Source organism: Micromonospora sp. NPDC050695 (genome assembly GCF_040654415.1).
In the GTDB taxonomy this organism is placed as follows: Bacteria; Actinomycetota; Actinomycetes; order Mycobacteriales; family Micromonosporaceae; genus Micromonospora.
This window is the reverse complement of sequence record NZ_JBFAHZ010000021.1, coordinates 18,080-39,853: the sequence shown is the minus strand read 5'-3', so window position 1 is coordinate 39,853 and position 21,774 is coordinate 18,080. Positions and strand designations below refer to the sequence as shown.

The window sequence follows — 21,774 nt, the reverse complement described above, 5'->3', positions numbered from 1 at the left end:
CCGGCGTGATCTCAGGCGGTCGCGGTGGACTGCGGGCGGTCGTCGCGTACGTGCACCAGCATGTCGCCGGTCTCGATCACCGCACCCGCCCGGTCGGCCAGGGTGACCACCTTGCCCCGACGCACCAGGGCGATCACCAGCGAGTCCAGTTCGCGCGGCGAGCGACCCACCTCGTCCCGCTCCGCCGAGCGCATCGCCAACGCCATCCCCTGCCCGGGGGTCAGCAGGTCCTCCACCACGTCGATGAGCGGCGGCGCCGACGTCGACAGGCCGAGCAGTCGACCGGCGGTGGCCGAGGAGACGATCACGTGGTGCGCGCCGCTCTGCTTGAGCAGCGGAGCGTTCTCCGCCTCCCGGGCCGCCGCGATGATCCTGACCTGCCCGGCCGTGAGCTGCCGGACGGTCAGCGCCACCAGCACCGAGGCATCGTCACTGTCGGTCGCGATGATCACTGCCTTCGCGTTCTTGACATGCGCCTCGTTCAACACCGACGACCGGGTCGCCGAACCCTCGATCGCCACCAGCCCGGCGGAGGTGGCCTGCCGCAGGGCGGCGGCGCTGCGCTCGACCACCACGATGCGGGAGCGGTCCAGACCGTTCTCCATCAGCGCGGAGACCGCGCTGCGACCCTTGGTGCCGTAGCCACAGACGATGACGTGGTCCTTCACGGTTCTCCTCCACCGCGACAGGCGACGGCCGGTCCGGTACTGCTCGGTCAGAACTTCCAGAGTGGTGCCGACCAGGATGATCAGGAAGAGCACCCGGGCCGGCGTGACGAAGAGGACGTTGACCATCCGGGCCGACTGGGAGGCCGGCGTGATGTCGCCGTAACCGGTCGTGGAGAGCGACACGACCGCGTAGTAGAAGCAGTCGAGCAGGGTCAGGCCGTCCTCGTTGACGTCGCGGTAGCCGTCCCGGCCCAGATAGACCGCGGCGACCACGGCGAACACCAGGCCCAGGGCGGCGGCCAGCCGCAGGCTCAGCGCGCTGAGCGGGCCACGGCGCTGCGCGGGAAAATGGATCACCGTCGAACCTGCCCCGCCACCGTCGCCTGCACGCCCACAACATAGCGGGTACGCCGTGCACCGCACGCCGGGGTTGCGCACAGGACAACGATCGGCCAGCTTCGGGCGGCGGTACGGGTCGGCCAGGGTGCCGATGAACGGGCATGATGGGGGTGTCCGCCAGACGACCGCGAGAGTGAGGCCCGCATGTCGTTGCTGCGACGAGTGATCGGCGGAGTGTTGCGTCGGCTGCGCCAGAGCCAGGGCCGCACGCTGCGTGAGGTGGCCTCGGCCGCCGGCGTCTCGGTCCCCTACCTCTCCGAGGTGGAGCGGGGGCGCAAGGAAGCCTCCTCGGAGGTGCTCGCGGCGATCTGCCGCGCCCTCGGCATCCGCCTCTCCGATCTCCTCGAAGAGGCCCGCGACGACCTGCGCCGGGTCGAGCCCCGCATCCCGAGCGCGCCACGGGCCACGCTGACCCGCCTCGAACGGGTGGAGGTGGCCCGCCGCGTCGCCGGTCAGCACACCCTGCGCACGGGCCGACCGATCCTGGACCGGGGGCCGGGGGCTGCCGGGCCGACCCTGCGCGTCGGCGCGACGGCCTCCGCTGGCGGCTCGCGCCGCGGTCCGCGTACCGCCGCCCTGCTGGGCTGCGTGCGGTCCCGGGCGGGCGCGCGGCGGTTGACCGCCGCGTAGGCCGCGCCGGTTCTGCCGTCGGCGAATCTGCCGGCGGCAGATTCGCTGGGCCGGCGACGGCCGTCGCACGCACGCTGGAGGGGCCGGTCCACCGGGCGGTCCCGCCGCCCGCCGGCACGGCGGAAGGCGACGACACATGATCGGGTACGGCGTACGGATGGTGGACGGCGCGCAGCCGACCTTCGGTGACCAGGTGTTCGAGCGGCTGTTGCGGGAGCGGATCGTCTTCCTCGGCACGGAGGTGACCGAGGAGTCGGCCAACCAGATCTGCGCGCAGATTCTGCTGCTCGCCGCCGAGGACGCCGAACGCGACATCTACCTCTACATCAACTCGCCGGGCGGGTCGGTGAGCGCCGGGATGGCCGTCTACGACACGATGCGCTACGTCCGCAATGACGTGGCCACGCTGGCGCTCGGATTCGCCGGCTCGATGGGGCAGTTCCTGCTCTGCGCGGGCGCGGCCGGTAAGCGGTACGCACTGCCGCACTCGCGGATCATGATGCACCAGCCGTCCGGCGGGATGGGCGGCACCGCCTCGGACATCACCATCCAGGCCGAGAACATGCTGCATGTGAAGCGGACCATGCAGGAGCTGATCGCCCAGCACAGTGGACGGACGCTGGACGAGATCCAGCGCGACTGGGACCGGGACCGCTGGTTCACCGCCGAGCAGGCCCGGGAGTACGGCCTCATCGACCAGGTGCTCACCCGAGCCGAGCAGCTGCCGGGGGTCTGACCCCCCGCGTGTCGCCCGTCGCCGTTAGGGTCGCGTCTATGCGTCGACTGATCCCTGTCCTCTCGATCGCCCTCGCCGTCCTCATAGCTGGCTGCGGCACCACCTCCGGCGACACCGCCGCGAACGCGCCCACCCCCACACCGTCCAAGCTCGACCCGGTCGCCACGATCCAGCAGGCCATGAACCGCAGCCTCGCCGGAACGGTCACCATGGACGCCTCGGTCAAGGCGGGCCCCAACGCGATCACCATGAGCGGCAAGATGGACCCCGCCGCCAAGACCCTCCAGGTCACCGGCAAGGCACCCGAACCGATGGAGGCTCGGCTGATCGGCGACACCGCCTACCTCAAGATGGAATCGCTCGACGGCGGGAAGCCGTGGACGACGCTCGACCTCACCAAGCTCAAGCCGGGCAGCTCCCTGCGCCAGTCCTTCGACCTGACCTCACAGACCGGCCTCGTCGGCGGCATCGTGTCCGCTCAGGAGACGGGCGGCGGCCGCTACACCGGCACCGCCGACCTGGAGAAGGCGGCCGCCGCCGCCACCGGCAGCACCGGAATGCGCGAGGGCATCGAGTCGTCCGCGAAGCTCGCCAAGGACCCGAAGTCGATCCCGTTCGAGGCCACGGTCGACGCCGACGGTCGACTCACCGCGCTCTCCTACACGATCGCCACGAAGAGCCTCGGTGATCTCGTCACCGACATGCGGATGAGCGGCTTCGGTGAGCCGGTCACGGTCACCGCCCCGCCCGCCAAGGACACCGAGCCGGCCTCGGAAGAGATGTACAAGTACTTCTGACGTACGAGCTGGCGCGTTACGCCGTCAAGATCCGCGCACCTGCGGGGCACGTGCGCGGATCTTGACGTAGCCACTCTCCGGCTGTGCTCCAGGTCACACGGATGTCGGTAACATCCCGACGCTCCGGCTCGTCCCTGAGGCAGACAACCACAGGGAGAGCCCAGTTTCGTCGCCTACGTCACGGTCACCATCCTCGCCTCGGTCTTCACCGGCATCGCCGCCGTCACCTACCTGATCGGCCACGCCTATCCGAAGGCGCAGGCGGACATGAAACGCGTGCCCCGGTCGTGGCTACCGTTCCTGGGCATGGCGCTGGCCGCGGGATCTCTCGGGCTGCTGGCCGGATTCGCCGTGCCACTGCTGGGGACACTCGCCGCCGCCGGCCTGGTGCTGTACTTCATCGGCGCGCTCATCGCGCACCTGCGAGTGGGCTCCCGCCACCTCGTGGGCTGGGCCGTCTTCTTCGTCACGGTGGTGACCACGCTGACCGTGAACCTGACCTACCACTGGTGATCCACGGGTGGTCATACGAGGTGCCCCCGGCAGGATTCGAACCTGCGACACACGGTTTAGGAAACCGATGCTCTATCCCCTGAGCTACGAGGGCGCGAGTGGCCAGTGTAACGACATGGAGGTTCACCGGGGGTGGCAGGGAGTGACCCACGTTCACCCACGTCACCCGGACCCCTGTTTTCCCAGCCCAGGAGCACACCCGGAGCACACAAACCCCGGTTTGCGACCGGGAGGTCGGCTGCGGTGACCCGCGTTGGCACCGGTTCACCCCGGTTGGCATCCGCTGGAGAGCACACACCGCGCACATCATCGAAGATCATGTGGGGCTGCCCGCTCCTCCCGGATCGGTGCCGCCTCCCACGGGGATTCCGGCCAGGTCGCGATCAGCCAGGCGGTGGCTGGTCGTCGTGTCGCAGGTTAGGTTCGTTCGGTCGAGGAAGACGACGTCGACCTCCCGCACGCCGCCCAACCCATCCAGATCCGTCGCCGCAGACGCCGCCTCGACCAGCCGAACGCTTCACAACTGAGACCGTCTACGCCATCACCAACCTGCTCGTGCACCAGGCGCAACCGGCATCACGCCCGCGACAGCACCCGCCCCGGGCACTACTCGGCATCACCTGCCGACTTTGCTGGGGCCCTGCCGCCGGGCCGGGCACACGAAACCCGGTTTGCGACCGACAGTCGGCCGCGGTGACCCGCGTCGCCTCCGATATCGCCCAAAAAAGCCAATCCACGGATTCCGGCTTAGACGCGGCCTAGACGCGTTAGCCGCATCTGACGAATTTGACCGCGTAACCCGCGTCTGGGTCGTCCTCGTATCCGAACAAGCTGGGCTCACCCTGACCGTCGCGCCGGGCCATCAACTCACCGGAAATCGGCTTACGAGACAGACCTAGCGCCACAAATTCCAAGCGCAGGCGAGGAGACGCTAAAGGACCACTCCACGTCCAAGTACCGCGGCCGGAAGCAGGGAATTCACCGCCATAGTCTCGCTTGAGTACAGACTCTTCCGTGTACTCGTCGTCATCCTGCAATACGGCGAGGAATTCATGAGAGAGATCGGACGACCTGAACTCACCTAAAACATCAAGGTTCAATTGATCTCGTTGAGCAGAACACCATTCGCCCAGAAAATCCTCAGCTCTCACCGGCGACGGTTGCGGCGAGCCGCAGGCACCAAACAAGGTGCCGACGGCTACCGCCATCACCGACATGAGCAAGGCATTAACCTTTTGGCAAGCCACGTCAAATCTCACGTTCCGAGATCGCCGCCCACGTACGCGGCCACTGGGGAATCGAGAACAAGGTCCACTGGATCCGCGACGTCCTCCTCGGCGAAGACACCCACCACGCCTACCTCGGCAACGTCGCCCACACCATGGCAGCCCTACGCAACCTCACCCTCGCCCTGATCCGCCTCGCCGGCCACACCCGAATTAAACAGATCATGGAACGACACCACGCCGACAAAATGCTCATCCCGGCGCTACTCAACGCAGCCACTCAGTGACCAACCGACTTTGCTTTGGCTCTGAGACCCCCCTTCTGACTCCCGGCACTAACCAGCCTTACCATCGACAGCAGGCACCAGACCTATTCAATCAAGACCTGGCGCCAAGCGTCCTGCGACGCCGCTTCGTCAACATAGCCTCGTCGGCTGCTGCGCAAAGGTGCCCCGACACCTCACGACGGCAGCCAGCACCGGTCAGGCGGAAAACTGCGCGAAGGAATATCGCAGGATCGAGTGGGGCCGACCAAGATCGGTCGACCCTCGCCTCCACCTTGAGCCAGCCTTTCGACCACTAGCCGTTGTCGCGAACGAACATCACCACAAAAATCGCAAAGATGCCCCTACTCATTACCCAACGCCGGGTACGCCTGCCCAGCCTCCTGCGCTTTGCAATGACCCAAGCCAAAAGAATCCCGAGGGGCCACCCGAGCACAACCGTCCAGAGATTACTCTTACCAAGGACGACCATAAACGGGAATATAAGCGAGGAGGCGATGCCAACAAAGGCAATAGACCAATTAATTACAGTCGAAAATCGACCCACATCGCCTACCTGTCCATCATCAACCGGTCTGGTAATAGCTGTTATCCTCCTCCCAGTCCGTCACAACTGTGTATGGGTGCGTGAAACCTTCGAAGAGCCACTTCTCGCGCATCTGCTGCTCTGCGCCAACGGATCGATACTGCCAGCGACCACCCTCGCGGCCGCCCACCCAGCGTTTCTCAATCTTCTCGCGTGTCCGGTACTGGAACCACCGCTCCTTAATCACACCAAGCACGGCCCCAACTGCGGCACAGCCCCCACAGCCTGCAAGGCCGCCCAAAGCAACTCCTGCAGCCCATTTGGACAAGCCGAGATCGTTCCAGAAGGCGGGAGTCCACTCGGAGGTCTGCCACGTACCGTCGTGCGAGAACGTCCATCCATCGCATTTCGGCTTATTGTTCTCGCACCACGGGTCGTAATCACCCCGGTCGGGGACAGCAGGTCCGGGTTCAGGTCGCGGACGTTCGGGCTTAGGCTTTGCGGAATCGGCTCGACACGGCTTCCAGCTGGGGCATCCTTGGTGGCCCTTCGTGTAGAAGGCGGGCGCATTGATGCCCTCGGTCCGCTTCCGCGAGCGTGTAGTGCTCTTTCCGCTAGCCCGACCCCATTCCACATTGGTGGTACTACCACACCCATCAGGGCAACCCGTGCTCGGACTGTAGCCGTAGCAGTCGAAGTGCATGCAGTCCTCGGGAATGAGGCCGGTGGGGTCGCTGGACGTCACTGGGGTGTTGTTGGTGTAGGAGTAGCCGTTCCACTGTTGTGGCTGGGCCGCGTCTTGGAGCGGGTCGATGGAGATGAACCGCCCCAGCATCGGATCGTAGGAGCGGGCGCCGACGGTAGTGAGCCCGGTCGGGCTCATCGGTTTGTTCAGAAAGCCGTGGTTGTCCGGCGTAGCGACGCTGGCGCCTCGTGGTGCGCCGTAAGGGGTGTACTGCCGCCAGGTCGGGTTCTGGGCCGTGCTGTCGAGGTAGAGGGTTGGCGTCCCCTGGTGGTCGGCGATGGCGAAGGTGTAGGCCGTGCCGGTGCCGGTGCGGATGCAGCTACCGCCGCCCGGGAGTGCGTAGTAGCGGTTGCCGGTGACGACACTGGTGGCGGTGTTGAGGGTGAGTTGCTGCCCGGGCAGGTAGAGGGTGTTGTTGCCGGGTTCCTTCTGTAGCAGCAGGGTGCCGTCTGCGTCGTAGATGAAGGTGTTGTCGCCGCTGGTGCCGCCGGTGACTTCGGTGAGTTTGCCGGCGTCGTCCCAGGTGAGGGTTTGGTTTCCTTGGGCGGCATTGCGTCCGGTGGTGTTGCCGGCGTTGTCGTAGGCGTAGGACGTGGTGCCGGTCGAGCCGCCGGTCGTGGTGGTGGAGGTCAGGGTGTGGGGTTGGTTTTGCCCGTTGCCGTCGTAGACGTAGCTGGTGGTGGTGTCGCTGCCGCCGGAGGTCAGGTTGTGTGCGACCTGCTTGGTTCGGTTGCCGATGAGGTCGATCTGCCAGCTGGTCCAGTAGGCGCTACCGGCGCCGATGGTGTTGCCGACCATGGACTTGTTGGCATCGGTGGGCGCGGTGGCGCAGGCGTCGGTGGCGGTCCAGGCTTCGGTGAGTCGGGCGAGGCCGTCGTATCCGTAGCACTGGGTTTCGGCCGGGGTGACGGCGCCGTAGCGCTTGCTGATCTTTTGGGTGATGTTGCCTGCGGGGTCGTACTCGTATTCCTGCGTGTCCACGGTTGCTGGTGTTGCGGTGGATCGGGTGATGGTTTGGTTCTTCAGTCGACTGTTGTGGGTGTCGTAGATGTTGGTGACGTTGGCGAAGCTGGTGGACGAGCCGATTTGTTGCTGGGTCACCCGGCCCCAGGCGTCGTAGCTGACGTTTTGGGTGTATCCGGCGAGGCCGCCGATCCTGTTGGGGAGGTCGAACGCGCCGGTGGTGCCGTGCACCACGGTTTCGTAGGGGAGGCTGCCCTTCGATGGGTACGTGTCGGTCAGGGGTAGGCCCAGTACGGAGGTGTAGCTGTGTCCGAAGACGTACGATCCGGCGAGTGCGCCTTCGCTGGCGGGGATGGTGATGGTGACGCCGAGGCTGTTGCCGAAGACGTCGAATCCCTTTTGTTGGGTGGTGTAGGCCTGGCCGTCGCGGTAGGCGATGGTGGTGGTCAACTGGCCGATCGGGTTGGTGACGCCGGAGACGGTGTTGCTGTTGTCGTAGATCCACGCGGCGCGTTGGTTCGCCGCCGACTGGGTCTCGACGGAGGCGGCGTACTCCCCAGTCTTACGGTTCAGCGCGTCGTAGGTGTAGGACAGCGTCTTGCCTCGCCCGTCGGTGGACTGGGTGAGGTTGCCGTTGGCGTCGTAGCGCATGGTGCTGTCGCCCGCGTCGGGGTCGGACTTGGCGACGACCTGTCCGAGCAGGTTGTAGGTGGAGGTCCAGACGTTGCTCGTGGCGCCGGGGGTGGCTTGGCTTCCCGCGTCGGTGAGGGTGGCTTGGTTGCCGTGGCTGTCGTAGCCGTACTTGCTCACGGCGGCCGTGCCGCCGGTGACGGTGAAGGCGCCGCTGAAGGTGTCCGCTGGCGTGGTCAGCGTGGGCGTGCTGCTGTATTCGTGCAGTTCGCTCTTGCGGCCCAGCGGGTCAGTCACCGTGGCGGTCACGACGCCGCCCTGGGGTGGGATCACGGTGGTGCGGTCACCGCCGTGGGCGGTGGTGGTCGTCGAGACGGTCACGCCGTTCTTCGCGGCGACGACGATGACCGGCCGGCCGAGCCCGTCGTAGGTGGTGAAGGTCTGGTTCGGTACCTGCTTGCCCAGGTCCCTGGCTGACACCGGGGTGGTGACCTGTGGCAGGTTGGCGTCGTCCCACCAGCCGTTGTTCGAGGCGCGGACCCAGCCGTGGGTGTCGTAGAACGTGTCGGTGACCATTCGTCCGCCTTGCGCGGTCGGGGTCATCGTTTGGGTTTGGCGGCTGCGCAGCAGGGCGTCGTAGATCGTGACCGAGCGCGTGTACTGCTCGGAGTTGTTCATCGTCTGGCTGAGCACGGCGGTCACACCGGTCTTGGACACGGTGTAGCTGAACTTGTGGTTGGCCGTTTTGCTGGTGGGCCGGGAGTTCAGCCACACCGCGGTGTTTCGGCCTACCGCGTCGTACTGCTGCCGGGTCGTGACCTGGTTGGCGTCCGTGCTGGTCAGCACGCTTCCCCGGCGTGGGTTGACGGTGGTGGACACCGACTGGTTCAACGCGTTCGTCGTCGACGTTCCGACGACGAGATTCGCCGCGTTCATGGTGAAGCCGCTCGCGGTCTTGTTGCCCCTGCCGTCGTAGCTGTCGGCGACTCGACCGAAGGAGTCGTAGGTCGACCTGCTGGCGGTCTGCCACTGGTAGGTGCTGGAGGTCCAGTCCGCCGCGAGTTGGGTCATGGTGGGGTTGCCCTTGGTGGGCGCGGTGGGCTGGGGGAAGGTGGTGGAGAAATCGGTGTCGTCGTAGAAGGTACGTTGCGCCTTCACCACCTGGGCCGGTCGGTTGACCGTTGTCGGGGCGGACAGGGTGTTGACGCTTCCGGGCTCACTGGCCGGGCTGCCCTGCTGGAAACCCGCGCAGGCGACGGCGACGGTTTCGGTTTCGGCGACCAAGCCGACCAGGTTCTTACCGGTGTTGACCGGCGCGTAGGTGTAGGTGCTGCACTGGTCGTAGGCCGGGTCGGCGGGCACGGTGTAGGTGTAGCTGTGCTTCAGCTCGCCGAGAGTCGCACTGGTGATGTTCGCGTCGTAGCTGCTGTCGGTGGCGGTGTACCGCCAGGTTGTCGACGTCCCGCTGGTGATCGCCTGCCGGCTGTAGGTCTTGATCGGCTGTACCCATTGGGCGGTCAGGGCAGCCAGGCCCGTCCGGCTACGGGTGGCGGTCGCCCCGGACACCCAGTACGAGGTGATCGTCGACGATTCGACCCGCCCGTTCTCGCCGAGATATCGAGTTGATTCGAGTTCCTTGCCGGCGAGTTCGTCGATGTCCTCGTGACTACCGCCGGCGGAGTCGGTCAGGGTGACCGTCGTGGTGGTGTTGTTCTTGGACATGCCCCGGTAGTAGGCGACGTCGGCCTGGGTGCGTCGGTCGTTGACGCCATCGCCGGTGAACGTCCGCACCTTGGCGTAGCCGCGGAACTGACCGTAGGTGCGGTACTTGGCCTTAACGACCTCGTTCTCATCGACGTGCCACGCCGCGCCGCCCAGATACTGGTAACTGGTCGACAAGGCGGCGGCGCCGCCGGTCGGGTCGGTGGAGGTCACCCGGGTGACGGCGTACTTGTGGAACCAGTCCTTCTTTGGCTCCGCCACGCCATCCGGAGTCCAGTAAGCCGGGTAGCACGACCTCGTGTTGTTGGCCGGATCGGTCGTGACCGGGGCCGCGCAGGGCACGGGCAGCTCGTAGCTGGGATTGATCACCGAGCCAGTCTCCGTGGTGATGGTGGCGATACGTCGCCGGTAGAACGCTGACAACCCACCGGCGACGTCGACTCTGTTGGCCAGCTTGATGTCTGTGAAGGACACCGATGGCAAGGTGATCGCATCGGCCGACCCGCCGGCGCTGAGGTCGTGCCCGGTACGGGTGATCGAGCCCAGCCACAGCGTCGGGGAGGTGGCATCGCCCGTGGCGGGCATGGTCTGGGTCAGCGCATAAGAGTCGACCTTCTCGTACCTCGACGTCGTCGTGTCGTACTGCTGCGTCTCGATGGACGTCAGGCGAACGGTGGAGAAGAACGACGGACTCCAGTCGTCGCAGTCGACGCCGGAGTCACAGACCAGGTCGTACGGTACGTCCGGCCAGTTCGCCTTCGTGGAGGCGTTCAACGGCTTACACGTCCCGGACACGCACCGGGCGTCGGAGTTGAACACGACCCGGTTCGGCACGGTGCCGTAGGCGCCGCCCGCGGTAAAGCCGTAGTCGACGCGCGCGAGGTGGCTGTCGCGGATGTACGACACGTCGCTGGCACCCATGTTGCGGCCGTAGAAGTTGGTGTCCTGGTCGTAGTAGTAGGCCATCGCGTTGCCGTGCACGTCGGTGACGTAGTCGAGATTCCACCGGTAGGCCATCGTGCACACCGACGCGGTGAAGCCCGACGACTGGTAGCAGGGGTCACCGGAATGCGGGGAGTACACGGGCGTGTGATCGACAGAGTTCGTGGCCGTCTTGCCGGAAGTCCAGCCCGGCAACCGGTTGCGTCCGAACTCGTACACGGTGCCGTCGCGCAGCGTCACCCGCCAGTAGTCGGTGTTGTAGGTGCCGGACCCGTTGCCGGAGTTCTCGACGTGGGTGACGACCTCACCGTTGTCCGACTCAGGCTTCCACACCTTCTTGGTCGCATCCCACACCAACGCCGTCGACGACCCGTTCAACGACAGGGTGAGGATCGGCCCGTCGTAGCAGCGGTCGGATGTCTTCACCGGTGACGCCGACCCGCCTGGGTCATCCATGCACGAGGCGAACGTCTGCTCGACATACGAGTGTGGGGTCGACCAGCCGTCACCAACCCACGAGGACTGCGCGTTGGTGGATGCCGTCTGCCCGTCCACGCTGCCCGAGTCGTACGACAGCGCCACCGTCGGCGTCAGGTCCGACGCTGCCGGAGGGACCGTGATCGGATACGAGTAGGTGAAGGACCCGGTGTTCCCCCCGCCGCTCCACGACCCGGACGGCTTCAGGTCCGTCGCCGCGTAGGTGCCCCCGTCGCCGCCGTTGTCGGCCGCGCTCGCCACCACCGCCAGCACCGTGGAACCGCTGGCCTTCTGGACGTCGGTAGCCGCCAGCGGGATCTCCGCAGACACCGATCGCGCCGCGAGATCATTGGTCGCCGCCAGGGGTGTCGCTGTGCGGCACTGCGCCGCCTTCGGTGTCGTCAACGCGCAGGCGGGTAGCCGCACCAGCGTCAACCGTGAGCCGTAGTTGCCGCCGAAGACCTCCGCGAACGCGCCGTAGTCCACGCCGACACGAACCGGGCCAGAACCAGGAGTACCCACCGGACGCACCGACAGCAGCACGCCATCGACCCCGGCGGCCTTGGCCGCGGTCGGCTCGGCGACCTGCACGTCCACGCTCGACGGAGCCGCGTACCGACCGGCGACCGCCACGGGCTGCGCCCAGACGGGCGTGCCCGCCGCACGCGCCTTCACCGGAGCCGCCGACCGATCAGTCGGCGGCGTCAACGCCAGCCGCGCAGAAGACGCCTTCGGCCACGAGGTCCGCGTCGGCGTGTAGGAGTGCTTCGCCCCGTCCGGTGGCTTCACGAACCTCGTCGGTAGCGGCTTGACCCCCTTGACCGACGGTCCGGGCGACGTCGCCGGAGGCTCCGCCGGCTGGTCGTCTCGCGGTTTCGCCGCCGCAGGTGAACCCGACAGCAGACCCGCAATCAACGATGCGCCCACCACCATCGCGACCAGTCGTCTGCGCCGAGTTAGCAAACGCGTACCCCCGTGCCCGACCATCCGAACCCACCCCTGCGACATAGAAGAAAGGCCACGCAGAGTGTCTGATCGCACACGCTCGCGGCGCGGAATAATCTTTCACGTCCTACGACCCGGATGGTCACGGGCAAGTAACGATTGATCATGTTTGGGTGAGCAAAGCGCTCCAGTTGCTTCGAAAGGGACAGGTCCGCGTGAGGTGAACGTTCCTCGAAGGCGGTACGCGGTGCTTCACTGTGGCCGCGTCGGACGCGGACCTCGCGCTCCGGACAACAGCCATGGGGGAGGCACCTCTTCATGCCCGGGAAACGGCATACCTACGGGGCGAGAAGCCACAGGATGGTCACCGCCGCAGGCGTGGCCGCCAGCGTTCTCGCCGCCAGCACCATCATGACCTTGACCGCCACACCCGTAGCCGCCTCGGCCTCCACCTCGGCGAAACCTGCGGCGAGGACGGGCGCGTCACTCGGCGTCGACCAGGCCATGGCGCAGGCCAAACGAACCGGTAAGCCGGTCGAGGCAACCGCCGCAGGCTCACCCACCACGACGGTCACCGCCAACCCCGACGGCGTGGTCGAGTTGACCCAGAGCGCCGTGCCGACCCGTACACGGGTTGCCGGCCAGTGGAAGAACCTCGACCCAACGCTGGTTCGGCACCCCGACGGCAGCATCACTGCGGCCGTCACGACAACACCGGTCCGCGTGTCTGCCGGCGGAGCCGGGCCCTTCGCTGAGATGACCAGCGGCGACCGACACTTCGCCATGGCCGTCGCTCCGGCGCTGCCGGCACCGATCCTTTCCGGCCCGACCGCGACGTACACCGAGGTGTTTCCCGGCGTGGACCTCGTCATTCGGGTCACGGGCGAGGGCTCCTTCTCCCACGTCTTCGTCGTCAAGAACTCCGCCGCAGCGGCCAACCCCCAGCTCGCCAGCATCGAGCTGACCACCACCACCACGGGCGTCACCCTCACCTCGGACGAGGTCGGAAATATCACGGGCCGGGACCGGGCGAACCAGCCCGTGCTCACCGCACCAGCGCCAGCCATGTGGGACTCCACCGGCACCGCCCCGGCCGCTCGTGCACCCGTTTCCACTGTTGTCGCCCCGGGTCCGGGTGCCCAGACCGCCGCGGTAGACGTGGCGATCACGCCCGGGAAGTTGAACCTGACCCCGAACAACAAATTGCTGGCCGACCCGAAGACGGTCTACCCGGTCTACATCGACCCAACATTCAATTGGACGCCAGTTGGACAGAGCATGTCCGGCTGGGCGACGATTTCCTATCAGCACCAGTCGAGCAATTACTGGAAGAACACTCCCGACCCTGATGGGCATATGCAGGTCGGCAACACCGGCAGCCAACGCCGCAACACGCTGATCAACTTCCCCGTGCCCTACGGGACGTTGAAGGGTGCGGAAATCCTCGACGCACAATTTAAGATCACGAATACGTGGTCGTGGAGTTGCACCGCCAAGACCGTCAACATCTACGGCCCCAGCACGACATTGGCCCAGTCCAACGCCACCTGGGGTTACTGGGAAGGCGTCAGCAAGGGCAGTGCAATCGCCTCGAAGAGCTTTGCCTACGGCTACAGTGGCTGCCCCGCCGACGGTGTCTCCTTCGACATCAGCGGCCAAATCAGAACCGACGTCGCCAACCAAAAGGCGGTCCGCACGTTGTGGATGGTGGCTGGGAACGAAGCCACCGACATCGAGAGCTGGAAAAAGTTCCTCGCGACCAGCCCTACCCTCACCATCCGCTACAACCACACGCCCAACACCCCGACCGGGATGAAGACTGCTCCCACCACGGCATGCGCGGCTGCCACCCCCACGGTCGTCGGTGATACAGAGGTCACGCTCTACGCCCCGGTGTCCGACCCCAACGGTGGCACGCTCGGCGTGAGCTTCAAGCTGTGGAAAGACAGCGACCCCGCCCAGAAAGCCATTGTCACCAGCGACCCGAACCTGCTCACCTACCCGTCGGGCAGCACTGCGGTCCGCATCGCTCCTCTGGACAAACTCAGGGAGAATTCACAGGACGCCGCCGGCAAGCCAGTGGTCACGACCTTCGCCTGGGCAGTGCAGGTCACCGACTTCCGCAGGCCCAGCGCCTGGTCGGCGACATGCCGGTTCACCTTCGACGCCACACGTGCGGCACCGCCGACGGTGATCCCGCCGGAAACGAGCAAGGTAGGCGAGGCCGCCACATTCCAGGTCAAGGCTCCCGCGACCGGCACCACACCAACCAGCTACGTATACCAGCTCAACGAGATGCCCCCACTCACCAGGCAAGCCGACGCCAACGGCGACGCCACCATCACCATCACCCCGACCCGCTTCACCAACACTCTGAGCGTCACCAGCGTCACCGCGAACGGAACGAACTTCGGCGACACCACACCCTTGATATTCAACTCTGTGCGGCCGACCATGCGCGCGGTTGACGCAGACCTCACCGGCGACGGCAGACCAGACCTCGTCACAGTCGGCTCCGTCAACAACCTCAAGCCAGGCATCTGGCTCGCCGAGAACAATGGCACCACCGGTGTCAATCCGCGGATCACCAACATCGGCACCCGCGGCAACGGCTTCAGCGGCACCAACTCACCCGCCGAGTTCGACGGAGCGCAAGTGATCACCGGACGGTTCACCGGAACCGGCCTTCAAGACGTCCTGGCCTACTACCCCACCAACGGCACCGGCAGCGTCACCGCCGGCAACGGCGACGGAACCACACCAACTCCAGTCCTGGACGTCAGCCAGTTCAACCTCCTGACCGACCAGCTAGCGGACGAATACGGGCAGCTACCGATCCAACTCGCCAACGCGGGAGACAGCCGCCGAGGTGCCTTCGAATTTCCCGACCTGATCGGCACCAGCGGCGACCCGTCCACCGGGTATCGACTGACCTACTACCCGAGCCTCGGCGAGATTTCCGCGAGCTTCATGACGCGTTCGACCGGAGCTCTCACCCCCACGGGCGACACCGCCTGGAACAACTGGACGCTGGCCACCACACAAATGAGCACCGGCACCGCGATGTTCCTGTGGAACAAGACGACCGGCGCACTGCACCTGTGGTCCGACCTCACCTTCAGCGAGGAAACCGGACAGCTGACCTACACGCCGCGAATCCTCGCCAACTCCGGCTGGAACACCGGCGCCTCACTCATGCTGCGCAGCGCCGACTTCGACCTCAACGGCACCCCCGACCTCGCGACCATCGGCGCGGGCGCGACAACGACGATGTGGTTGGTGAGCAACCTGCAAGCCAGCAGCGCCACCATCACCGCGCAGCCGCCACAGACCCTCATCACCTCGCAACACACCTGGCAACTCGACGACAACAAGGACGCCCAGGTCACCACCGCCGAAGACGTATCGGGTGGCAAAGCACTCAGCCTCGAGGACCCCGACCAGGCCGCGGACAAGATCCACGCCAGGTGGCGTAGCGACGAACTGTTCAGCCCCGCCCTGTTCCTCAACGTCGATGACACCGGCACGCAGGTTGTCTCTCAAGGCAACAGCGCGCTCTACAACGCCGCGCCGCTGATCGACACCACCAAATCGTTCAGCATCTCGGTGTGGGCCAAGCCGACCGGCGCCGGCGGCGTCATCGCCAGCGAGGACGGCGCCAACGCCTCACGCTTCCTGCTCTGGAACAACGCCAGCGACAACACCTGGCGCTTCGGCCTGGGCAACACCGACAGCAGCTGGTCCTACACCCAAGTCGTGACCCCAGCCGGCACCGCACTCGGCGTCTGGACACACCTCGTCGCCACCTACAACGCCGACACCCGAACCATCTCCCTCTACGTCAACAACCAACTCAAGGGCAGCGCCCAGTTCACCGCCACGCCGACCTGGCCCAGCACCGGCAAATTCGTCGTCGGCCGCTACAAGTATTTGGGCGCGCCCACCGCCTACTACGCCGGCATGCTCAGCAACCTCGAGGTGTGGAACCGGACCCTCACGCCGCAGCAAGCGCAGGCAAGCGCCGCCGCGACCGGACCTTTCACCTCGTTCGGCGCGACGACCTGGACGCCGCCCGGCACCGGCACCCCGCAGACCGACGTCTACACCGCCGACACCAGCGGCAACCTGTGGAAATACCACCGACAGGACAATCAGCTCAATACCGCTCCCAGCCTCGTGTCGACGGGATGGAACCAATTCACCAGCCTCGGCATCGCCGACATGGACCACGACGGATACCAAGACCTCGTCGTTCGCGACAACACCTCCTGCAACCTCCAGGTCTTCCTCGGCACCACGGACGACCTCAGCCCAACGCCCACATTCCTCGGCAGCGGCTGGTGCAGCTACCGCCCATTCGGGGTAGCCGACTGGAACAGAGACGGCTACCACGACGTCATCGCCGCCGACTCCACCGGCCAAATGTGGAACTACCCCGGCGACCTCAAGGGCGGCAAGACGGCCCGGGTAGGACTCGGCGGAGGCTGGACGACCGACTTCAGCCCATTCGGCATCGCCAACGTCGTCGGTGACACCACCCCAGACATCTACACCCGACTCGCGAGCACCAGCATCCTGCGCCTCTACGACGTCCCGGTCACCGGCGTGACGCAGGTAGGAGTCGGCTGGGGCGGCTACACCTCATTCGGACTGACCGACTTCAACCGCGACGGCAAACCCGACGTCATCGCCCGAGAAAACTCCACCGGCAACCTCTGGATGTACCCCGGCGCCGCAGGCGGCCTGCTGGGCACCCGCACACAAATCGCTAGCGGCTGGTGAACCACCGGGCGTGGGCCGGGCACTGCAGTGCCCGGCCCACCCCACGTTCAGCGCAACCAGCGAGAGGCAAGGGCAGCACTAGCACTCCGGCCGCACCTGGTGGAGTCGGTGTCCTCGCTGGTGTTGGGCTGTTTGCCGCGGTACTGGTGTCGTCGTCGCCATCGTGACCGGGTCTGGCCGAATTTTATCGGGCAGGCCGAAGATGGCTTCCTCGGCCGCTCGGGCGAGGGTGGCCTGGGTGGTGGCGGGTAGTCCGAGCCTGTTCCAGTGGAAGATCACGTGCAAGGCGATTACTGCCCGCAGACCACGGGTGAGGGTGCCCCTTTCCCGTTGGCGGTGTAGAGCTGCGCCGGCGTGTGCGAATGCGGTGTGCCAGTCGCCGAAAGTGCGAGGTGCGCCGAGCAGCAGGCTTCGAACGTCTCCGGTGAACCTCTCCCACCTGCGGGCATCGGTCGTGGGTGCCTGGTTGAGGTGTGCGGCGCGGTGCTCGAGGACTTGTGCCCAGACGTCGCCTTGCTCGTTGGGGTCCAGCCCTGCTGCGCGCATCAGGGCGGTGCACAAGATCAGGGAGTGTTCGCGCCGGGTGGTGGGGTGCTGGTGGAGGTAGGTGAGGAGGTGGCGGCTGTCGTGGTGGAACAGCGTGTGGGCGGTGGTCATGGCGTCGTGGCCGCCGAAGGCGTGGGTTTCGGGTTCGTAGGTGTCGCCGGTCCAGGTGACCCCTTCGGCGAGTAGCCGTCGGGCCTGGTCGCCGCTGTCTGGGCTTTCTGTGAGGAGGTAGCGGATGCGCCAGGCGCCTTTGCGGATGAACCACCAGGAGGTGATCAGGCCGGTGGTCTCGGCGGCGGGAAGCACTCGGCGCAGGTGGGCGACGGCCTGTTTCTCGCGCTCCTGGGCGGTCTGGCCGGGGTAGGTGATGTTGACCTGTTGCCAGGGGGTGTGGTCCACGGATGGCTCTTTCAGGTGAGGAGGAGACAGGCGTCCCAGGCGGCGGCGACGGCCGTGACGAGGTCGGCGCCTGCCCTGCCATCGAGCAGCCCTTCGGGCTCGTTGGTGGTGGGGGCGGCCTGCCGGTGGAGATCTTCTACGGCGGCCAGGGGTATCAAGGTGAGGGCATCGGAAGCGACCCGACGGGCGGTAGCCACCAGTCCGGCGGTGCCATGGCACAGGCTTCGGTCGGTGAGCCGTCGAAGCTGTTCGGGGTCGGTGACGCAGGTGGTGAAGGCGGTCTCGGCGAGGCGCTGCCGAGTGGTGTCGCGCAGGGCTTGTGCGGCGAGTTGCTGGGCGCGGGCTATGCCGGGGGTGCCATAGCACCAGGACGGCCGCAGCGGGGTTCGCTGGGCCGGTGTTGCGCGGTGCAGGTCGGTGAGGGTGATGGTTTGTGGCCACCAGATCGTGCCGTCGGTGTGCTGCTGCCAGGCGTCCAGCCATCGGCTGATGCGGTTGATCGCCGTGGTGTGTCCGGCAACGGTGATGCCGTCGCGGAGGGTGAGGGCGAGCAGTGCCAGTGGGCCGGTGATGCCATGGGCCATGCCGAAGTTCGCGTGACCGCCGACGGGCGGTGGCCGGCGGCGTTCGGGCCCGTTCCAGCACCACCAGCCGGGTAGCTCGCCTCGCGGTTCGGTGAGCCGGACGAGGTAGTCCAGGACCTGGCGGAGCAGGTCGTGATCGTCGAGCCGGCGTAGGACGACGCCGAGGCCGGTCAGTCCGCGGATGAGGTCGTACTCGGCGTAGTGCGGCTGCTGACGTCGGTCGATACGGCGGTGGGCGGCGTCGAGTCGTCGACGGGTCACCGTGGCGGTGCCGTCGGCGGTGGCCGCTCGTGCCTGGGCGAGCCCCGGGTGGTCGGTGGTGGCGAGGACGAAGGCGAGCGCGGGAGCGCCGTAGAAGAGGCTGGCCCCCTCGGCGATGCTCACACCACCGGCGGTGGCGTCGCGCAGTGCCTCGTACGCCGCCGGCCTGTTGCCGGTTTCGAGGTGCAGCAGGGCGATGCCGGCCGCTCCGTCGGCAAGGGACTGTCCCGCGGTCACGACTTGAGCCCGGCGAGGGTGGTGCGGGCGATGGTTCTGGCCAGCCGCAGGCAGTGCTGTTCGGAGGCGGGGTCGACGCCGATCATGCGGGCGTGGTGCAGGTGCAGCAGATCACCCAGCACGTTGTCGGGGTCGAGCCCGTCATCGGCGACTATGGAGCGGTAGGCGGCCAGCGCTGCGGCGCGCCGCTCGTCATGCACTGGGCGTCGGGCATGTTCGAGCTGGGCGGGATCGAGGCGGGGGCCGGTCCGGTGAGGGACGTGGGTCGCGAGCCAGCGCGGGCCGTCGCCGGTGAAGCCTTCGGCGATGGCGATCATCCCGGCGGCGGTGGCGGCTTGTCGGTCTCCGGTGAGCCGGTGCAGGGCGGCGCGGGAGTCTGCGGCGAACACTCTCTCGGCTGTGGCGAGGGTCGCCGCCGCGCCGTGGCGGGTTTCGGGGCGGTACGGATGCAGGCTGTAATCGTGGACGACGGCGTCGTCGTGCAGGTGCTGCACCCAGCGGGCGAGGTGGCGGGTGGTGTCGGCGAACCGGCCGGTGTCCGGAAGCGGGATGCGTAGCCGCAGGTGCGGCTCGGGGTTGGGATACCTCAGGAACCACCAACCGGCTGGGAGGTGGTCGGCGGGTCGGCGGGCGAGGTCGGTCAAGATGTCATCGAGCCGACCGTGTAGGTGTGCCTCGATCCACCGTGACTGCCCTGGCCAGTGCTGAACAGTGGTGGCTGGTCGGGCTGGTCGGGCTGGTTGAGCGGCCGGCGCGGGGTGGGTGAGGGTGAGCAGGAGTTCGGCGGGGCGGCCGTCGATCCAGCCCGCCGGCCCTGGAGCCTCGGTGATCACGGTGCGGGGATGCCGGTCGAGGTGGTCGCGGAGGACCGCCAGGTGGGCGGGGTTGTCCAGGTCAAGGCGTAGGCATATGTCGTCATCGCCTACCAGGACCTGCTCCGGGATGTGCCGTTGGAGGCGGTGTCGTCGCCAGGCGTCACACCACTGCGCCCATGCTGTCCCCTGAGCGGGAAGCGCGGTGTGGTCGATGATCCAGCGGGCGGGGTGCACGATGGTGCGTCCCCGTTGCAGGCGGGGTAGGAACGGCAGGCCGCTGGCGTGGCCCCAGTCGAACCGGCTGCACGGTGCCGTCCACGCGGCCCAGATCTCGGCCAGGAACCGCATCAGCGGCTGCTGCAGCGTAGGCAGCAGGACGCTGTTGAACAACAGCGGCTCGACAGGCTGACCGGTGGTCAGCGATACCAGCCACAACCGGCGGCCGTCGCCGACCACCGCCAAGTCTTCGATCGTGTACGGCGGTGCAGGGTGGAAGTCGCCGACAGGGAGGAGTGGCAACAGCTCGGGCGTCCGGGCTACTGCGGTGAGGCGGGCGTCAAGGGGTGGTCCGGACAGCTGCAGCGTGGCCGCGCCGGGCAGGGCAGTCGGCAGATGCCGGTAAACCTGCTGGAATCCGGCGAGTTCGGAGGGGGTGAGCAGGTGCAGGAACCGGGCCGCGGCGACCCCGGCGTGGCGGGACCCGCTGAGCACCGTCAGGGTGAAGGCGCCGAGGTCCAGGTCGCGCGGAGTGTCGGCGGTGAGGGTGAACCGCAGTTCGCTGTGCGGGATCGGCGGCCGGTCGTCATTCCAGCGGAGCCGGTCGATCAGCTCGTCGTCCAGCACCACCTCGGCGCAGCCGTCGAGTGCGGCCTGCTGCACGAGCTGGCCGAGCAGCCGGTCGCGGGCGGTGAACGACGCTGGGGCGCGGCGAGTGGATCCCCGGTAGCCGGCCGGAAAACCCAGCACGTTCAGCACCTCACGGATGGGAACAACCGCTCCTGGGCCCCATCGCTCGATGAATGCGTTGTGGTACTCGGCCCATCCGGGGGTAGGTGGTGGCGCTATCGCCACGAGCGTGGACGCGGCCCGCTCCGCCTCCTGCAGTACCGGCGGAGGCAGGGTCACCGCGATGTCGGCGCGGAGATCGATAGCGGTCCGGCTGCCCGGTTCCGGAATGACGTAGTGGCGGGCGACGTATGCGGCCGGGTCGGTGGCGGTCATGGGTGGGCGTAGGGCCGATAGCAGCACCCCGGTGTGGACCAGGTCGGCCAGCAGCCGCTCGGCGTCGGCGATGCTGGGGGGCCCGGCGATCGTCGCGGCGAGTGCGGCGAACCTGACTGGGGACCGCGCCGCCTGGATCGCGGCCCGAATCGGGCTGGTCAGGCGGACCTCGACGTCCCACCGCCGATCGGCGGTGGCGTGGGCACAGGGCAGCACCCACCTGTCGCCGCGCCGGTATCCCAGCGAGTTCGTCACCACCGCGACGGTGCGCAGAGTTGCCAGGTCCTGCTCGGCCCGCGCGGTGTGCTCGGCGATGAACTGGCCGTCGGAGCGGGAGACCGCACGATGGGCGTCGTCCAGACGGACCGCCGCGCGAGCGCCGAACTGGACCGGGGCGACACCGGCGAACGTGCCGAACGGAGTCGCACGGGTGGTCCAGCGCAGTAGGTACCGGACCGCTGATTGCACCAGGCGCCGCAGCCGCTGCCGAGGCACCGGCTCCCCGCTCAGCGCGCGTCGAATCTGGTCGGCCAGCTGCGGCGCCGCGCCGGTAACGGCCACCGCGAACCCGGGCAGCGTCCACGTCGTGTCCAGCCACTCGCGCCACTGATCTGGATGACCGTGGGCCATGTCGGGCCAGGGTGGCAGAACGAGATCCTTGGGGTAGGCGGCGATTCTGATCAGCGCCGCACCAGATGCGGGAACCACGAGGCACCACCGAATCGA

12 protein-coding genes and 1 tRNA gene are annotated in these 21,774 nt (G+C 67.1%); 6 read left to right on the top strand and 7 right to left on the bottom strand.

From position 1 onward, the window contains the following. Positions 1–11: 11 nt before the first annotated feature. The gene (locus AB0H52_RS17915; RefSeq protein WP_151492579.1) at positions 12–1,025 is read right to left on the bottom strand and encodes a potassium channel family protein; all 1,014 of its coding nucleotides are present in this window, start codon (positions 1,023–1,025) and stop codon (positions 12–14) included. 186 nt (positions 1,026–1,211) lie between these two features. Here AB0H52_RS17915 and AB0H52_RS17910 point away from each other — a divergent pair, with 186 nt between their 5' ends. The 4 genes from AB0H52_RS17910 to AB0H52_RS17895 all read left to right on the top strand — a co-directional run bounded on the left by AB0H52_RS17910 (position 1,212) and on the right by AB0H52_RS17895 (position 3,743). Continuing rightward, a complete protein-coding gene (locus AB0H52_RS17910) occupies positions 1,212–1,697 on the top strand; it encodes a helix-turn-helix domain-containing protein (RefSeq protein ID WP_151492578.1) in 486 nt (161 codons plus the stop codon). Between the two features lie 136 nt (positions 1,698–1,833). Next, on the top strand, positions 1,834–2,433 hold the full coding sequence (locus tag AB0H52_RS17905; protein ID WP_151492576.1) for an ATP-dependent Clp protease proteolytic subunit: 600 nt from the start codon (positions 1,834–1,836) through the stop codon (positions 2,431–2,433). Positions 2,434–2,471: 38 nt separating this feature from the next. Beyond that, positions 2,472–3,230 (top strand): hypothetical protein, encoded by a 759-nt coding sequence (locus AB0H52_RS17900; RefSeq protein ID WP_151492575.1) that lies wholly within the window; start codon positions 2,472–2,474, stop codon positions 3,228–3,230. A gap of 189 nt (positions 3,231–3,419) precedes the next feature. Beyond that, positions 3,420–3,743 carry a DoxX family protein gene (locus AB0H52_RS17895; protein WP_151492573.1) on the top strand — a complete coding sequence of 108 codons (324 nt, stop codon included), beginning with the start codon at positions 3,420–3,422 and terminating at the stop codon, positions 3,741–3,743. Between the two features lie 21 nt (positions 3,744–3,764). Here AB0H52_RS17895 and AB0H52_RS17890 read toward each other — a convergent pair. Together AB0H52_RS17890 and AB0H52_RS17885 are read right to left on the bottom strand one after the other, a co-directional pair. After that, positions 3,765–3,837: transfer RNA gene (locus tag AB0H52_RS17890), tRNA-Arg, on the bottom strand. Between the two features lie 673 nt (positions 3,838–4,510). Next, the gene (locus AB0H52_RS17885; protein ID WP_357948635.1) at positions 4,511–4,966 is read right to left on the bottom strand and encodes a hypothetical protein; all 456 of its coding nucleotides are present in this window, start codon (positions 4,964–4,966) and stop codon (positions 4,511–4,513) included. 158 nt (positions 4,967–5,124) lie between these two features. On the opposite strand from AB0H52_RS17885, the gene AB0H52_RS17880 reads away from it, so the two are divergent. After that, positions 5,125–5,256: a hypothetical protein gene (locus AB0H52_RS17880; protein WP_357948632.1), complete on the top strand. Its 132-nt coding sequence runs from the start codon at positions 5,125–5,127 to the stop codon at positions 5,254–5,256. 563 nt (positions 5,257–5,819) lie between these two features. Here the strand turns inward: AB0H52_RS17880 and AB0H52_RS17875 are convergent. Beyond that, a complete protein-coding gene (locus tag AB0H52_RS17875; RefSeq protein ID WP_357948629.1) occupies positions 5,820–11,336 on the bottom strand; it encodes an RHS repeat-associated core domain-containing protein in 5,517 nt (1,838 codons plus the stop codon). A gap of 1,227 nt (positions 11,337–12,563) precedes the next feature. Between AB0H52_RS17875 and AB0H52_RS17870 the strand changes: the two genes are divergently transcribed. Then, complete coding sequence (locus tag AB0H52_RS17870; RefSeq protein ID WP_357948626.1) at positions 12,564–16,985, top strand: LamG-like jellyroll fold domain-containing protein; 4,422 nt, start codon at positions 12,564–12,566, stop codon at positions 16,983–16,985. A 78-nt stretch (positions 16,986–17,063) separates the two neighbouring features. Here the strand turns inward: AB0H52_RS17870 and AB0H52_RS17865 are convergent, their stop codons facing one another. The 3 genes from AB0H52_RS17865 to AB0H52_RS17855 are packed head-to-tail and all read right to left on the bottom strand — an operon-like array spanning position 17,064 to position 21,756. Continuing rightward, positions 17,064–17,930: a thiopeptide-type bacteriocin biosynthesis protein gene (locus tag AB0H52_RS17865; protein ID WP_357948623.1), complete on the bottom strand. Its 867-nt coding sequence runs from the start codon at positions 17,928–17,930 to the stop codon at positions 17,064–17,066. Between the two features lie 11 nt (positions 17,931–17,941). Then, on the bottom strand, positions 17,942–19,012 hold the full coding sequence (locus AB0H52_RS17860) for a lanthionine synthetase C family protein (RefSeq protein ID WP_357948620.1): 1,071 nt from the start codon (positions 19,010–19,012) through the stop codon (positions 17,942–17,944). Further along, positions 19,009–21,756, bottom strand: a complete 2,748-nt coding sequence (locus AB0H52_RS17855) for a lantibiotic dehydratase (protein WP_357948617.1) — start codon at positions 21,754–21,756, stop codon at positions 19,009–19,011. Before AB0H52_RS17855 ends, AB0H52_RS17860 begins: the two co-directional genes overlap by 4 nt. Between the last annotated feature and the right edge of the window lie 18 nt (positions 21,757–21,774).

Coding starts and splice junctions, on each gene's coding strand:
- AB0H52_RS17910 (WP_151492578.1), top strand. CDS start 1,212: ATGTCGTTGCTGCGACGAGTGATCGGCGGAGTGTTGCGTCGGCTGCGC.
- AB0H52_RS17905 (WP_151492576.1), top strand. CDS start 1,834: ATGATCGGGTACGGCGTACGGATGGTGGACGGCGCGCAGCCGACCTTC.
- AB0H52_RS17900 (WP_151492575.1), top strand. CDS start 2,472: ATGCGTCGACTGATCCCTGTCCTCTCGATCGCCCTCGCCGTCCTCATA.
- AB0H52_RS17880 (WP_357948632.1), top strand. CDS start 5,125: ATGGCAGCCCTACGCAACCTCACCCTCGCCCTGATCCGCCTCGCCGGC.
- AB0H52_RS17870 (WP_357948626.1), top strand. CDS start 12,564: ATGGTCACCGCCGCAGGCGTGGCCGCCAGCGTTCTCGCCGCCAGCACC.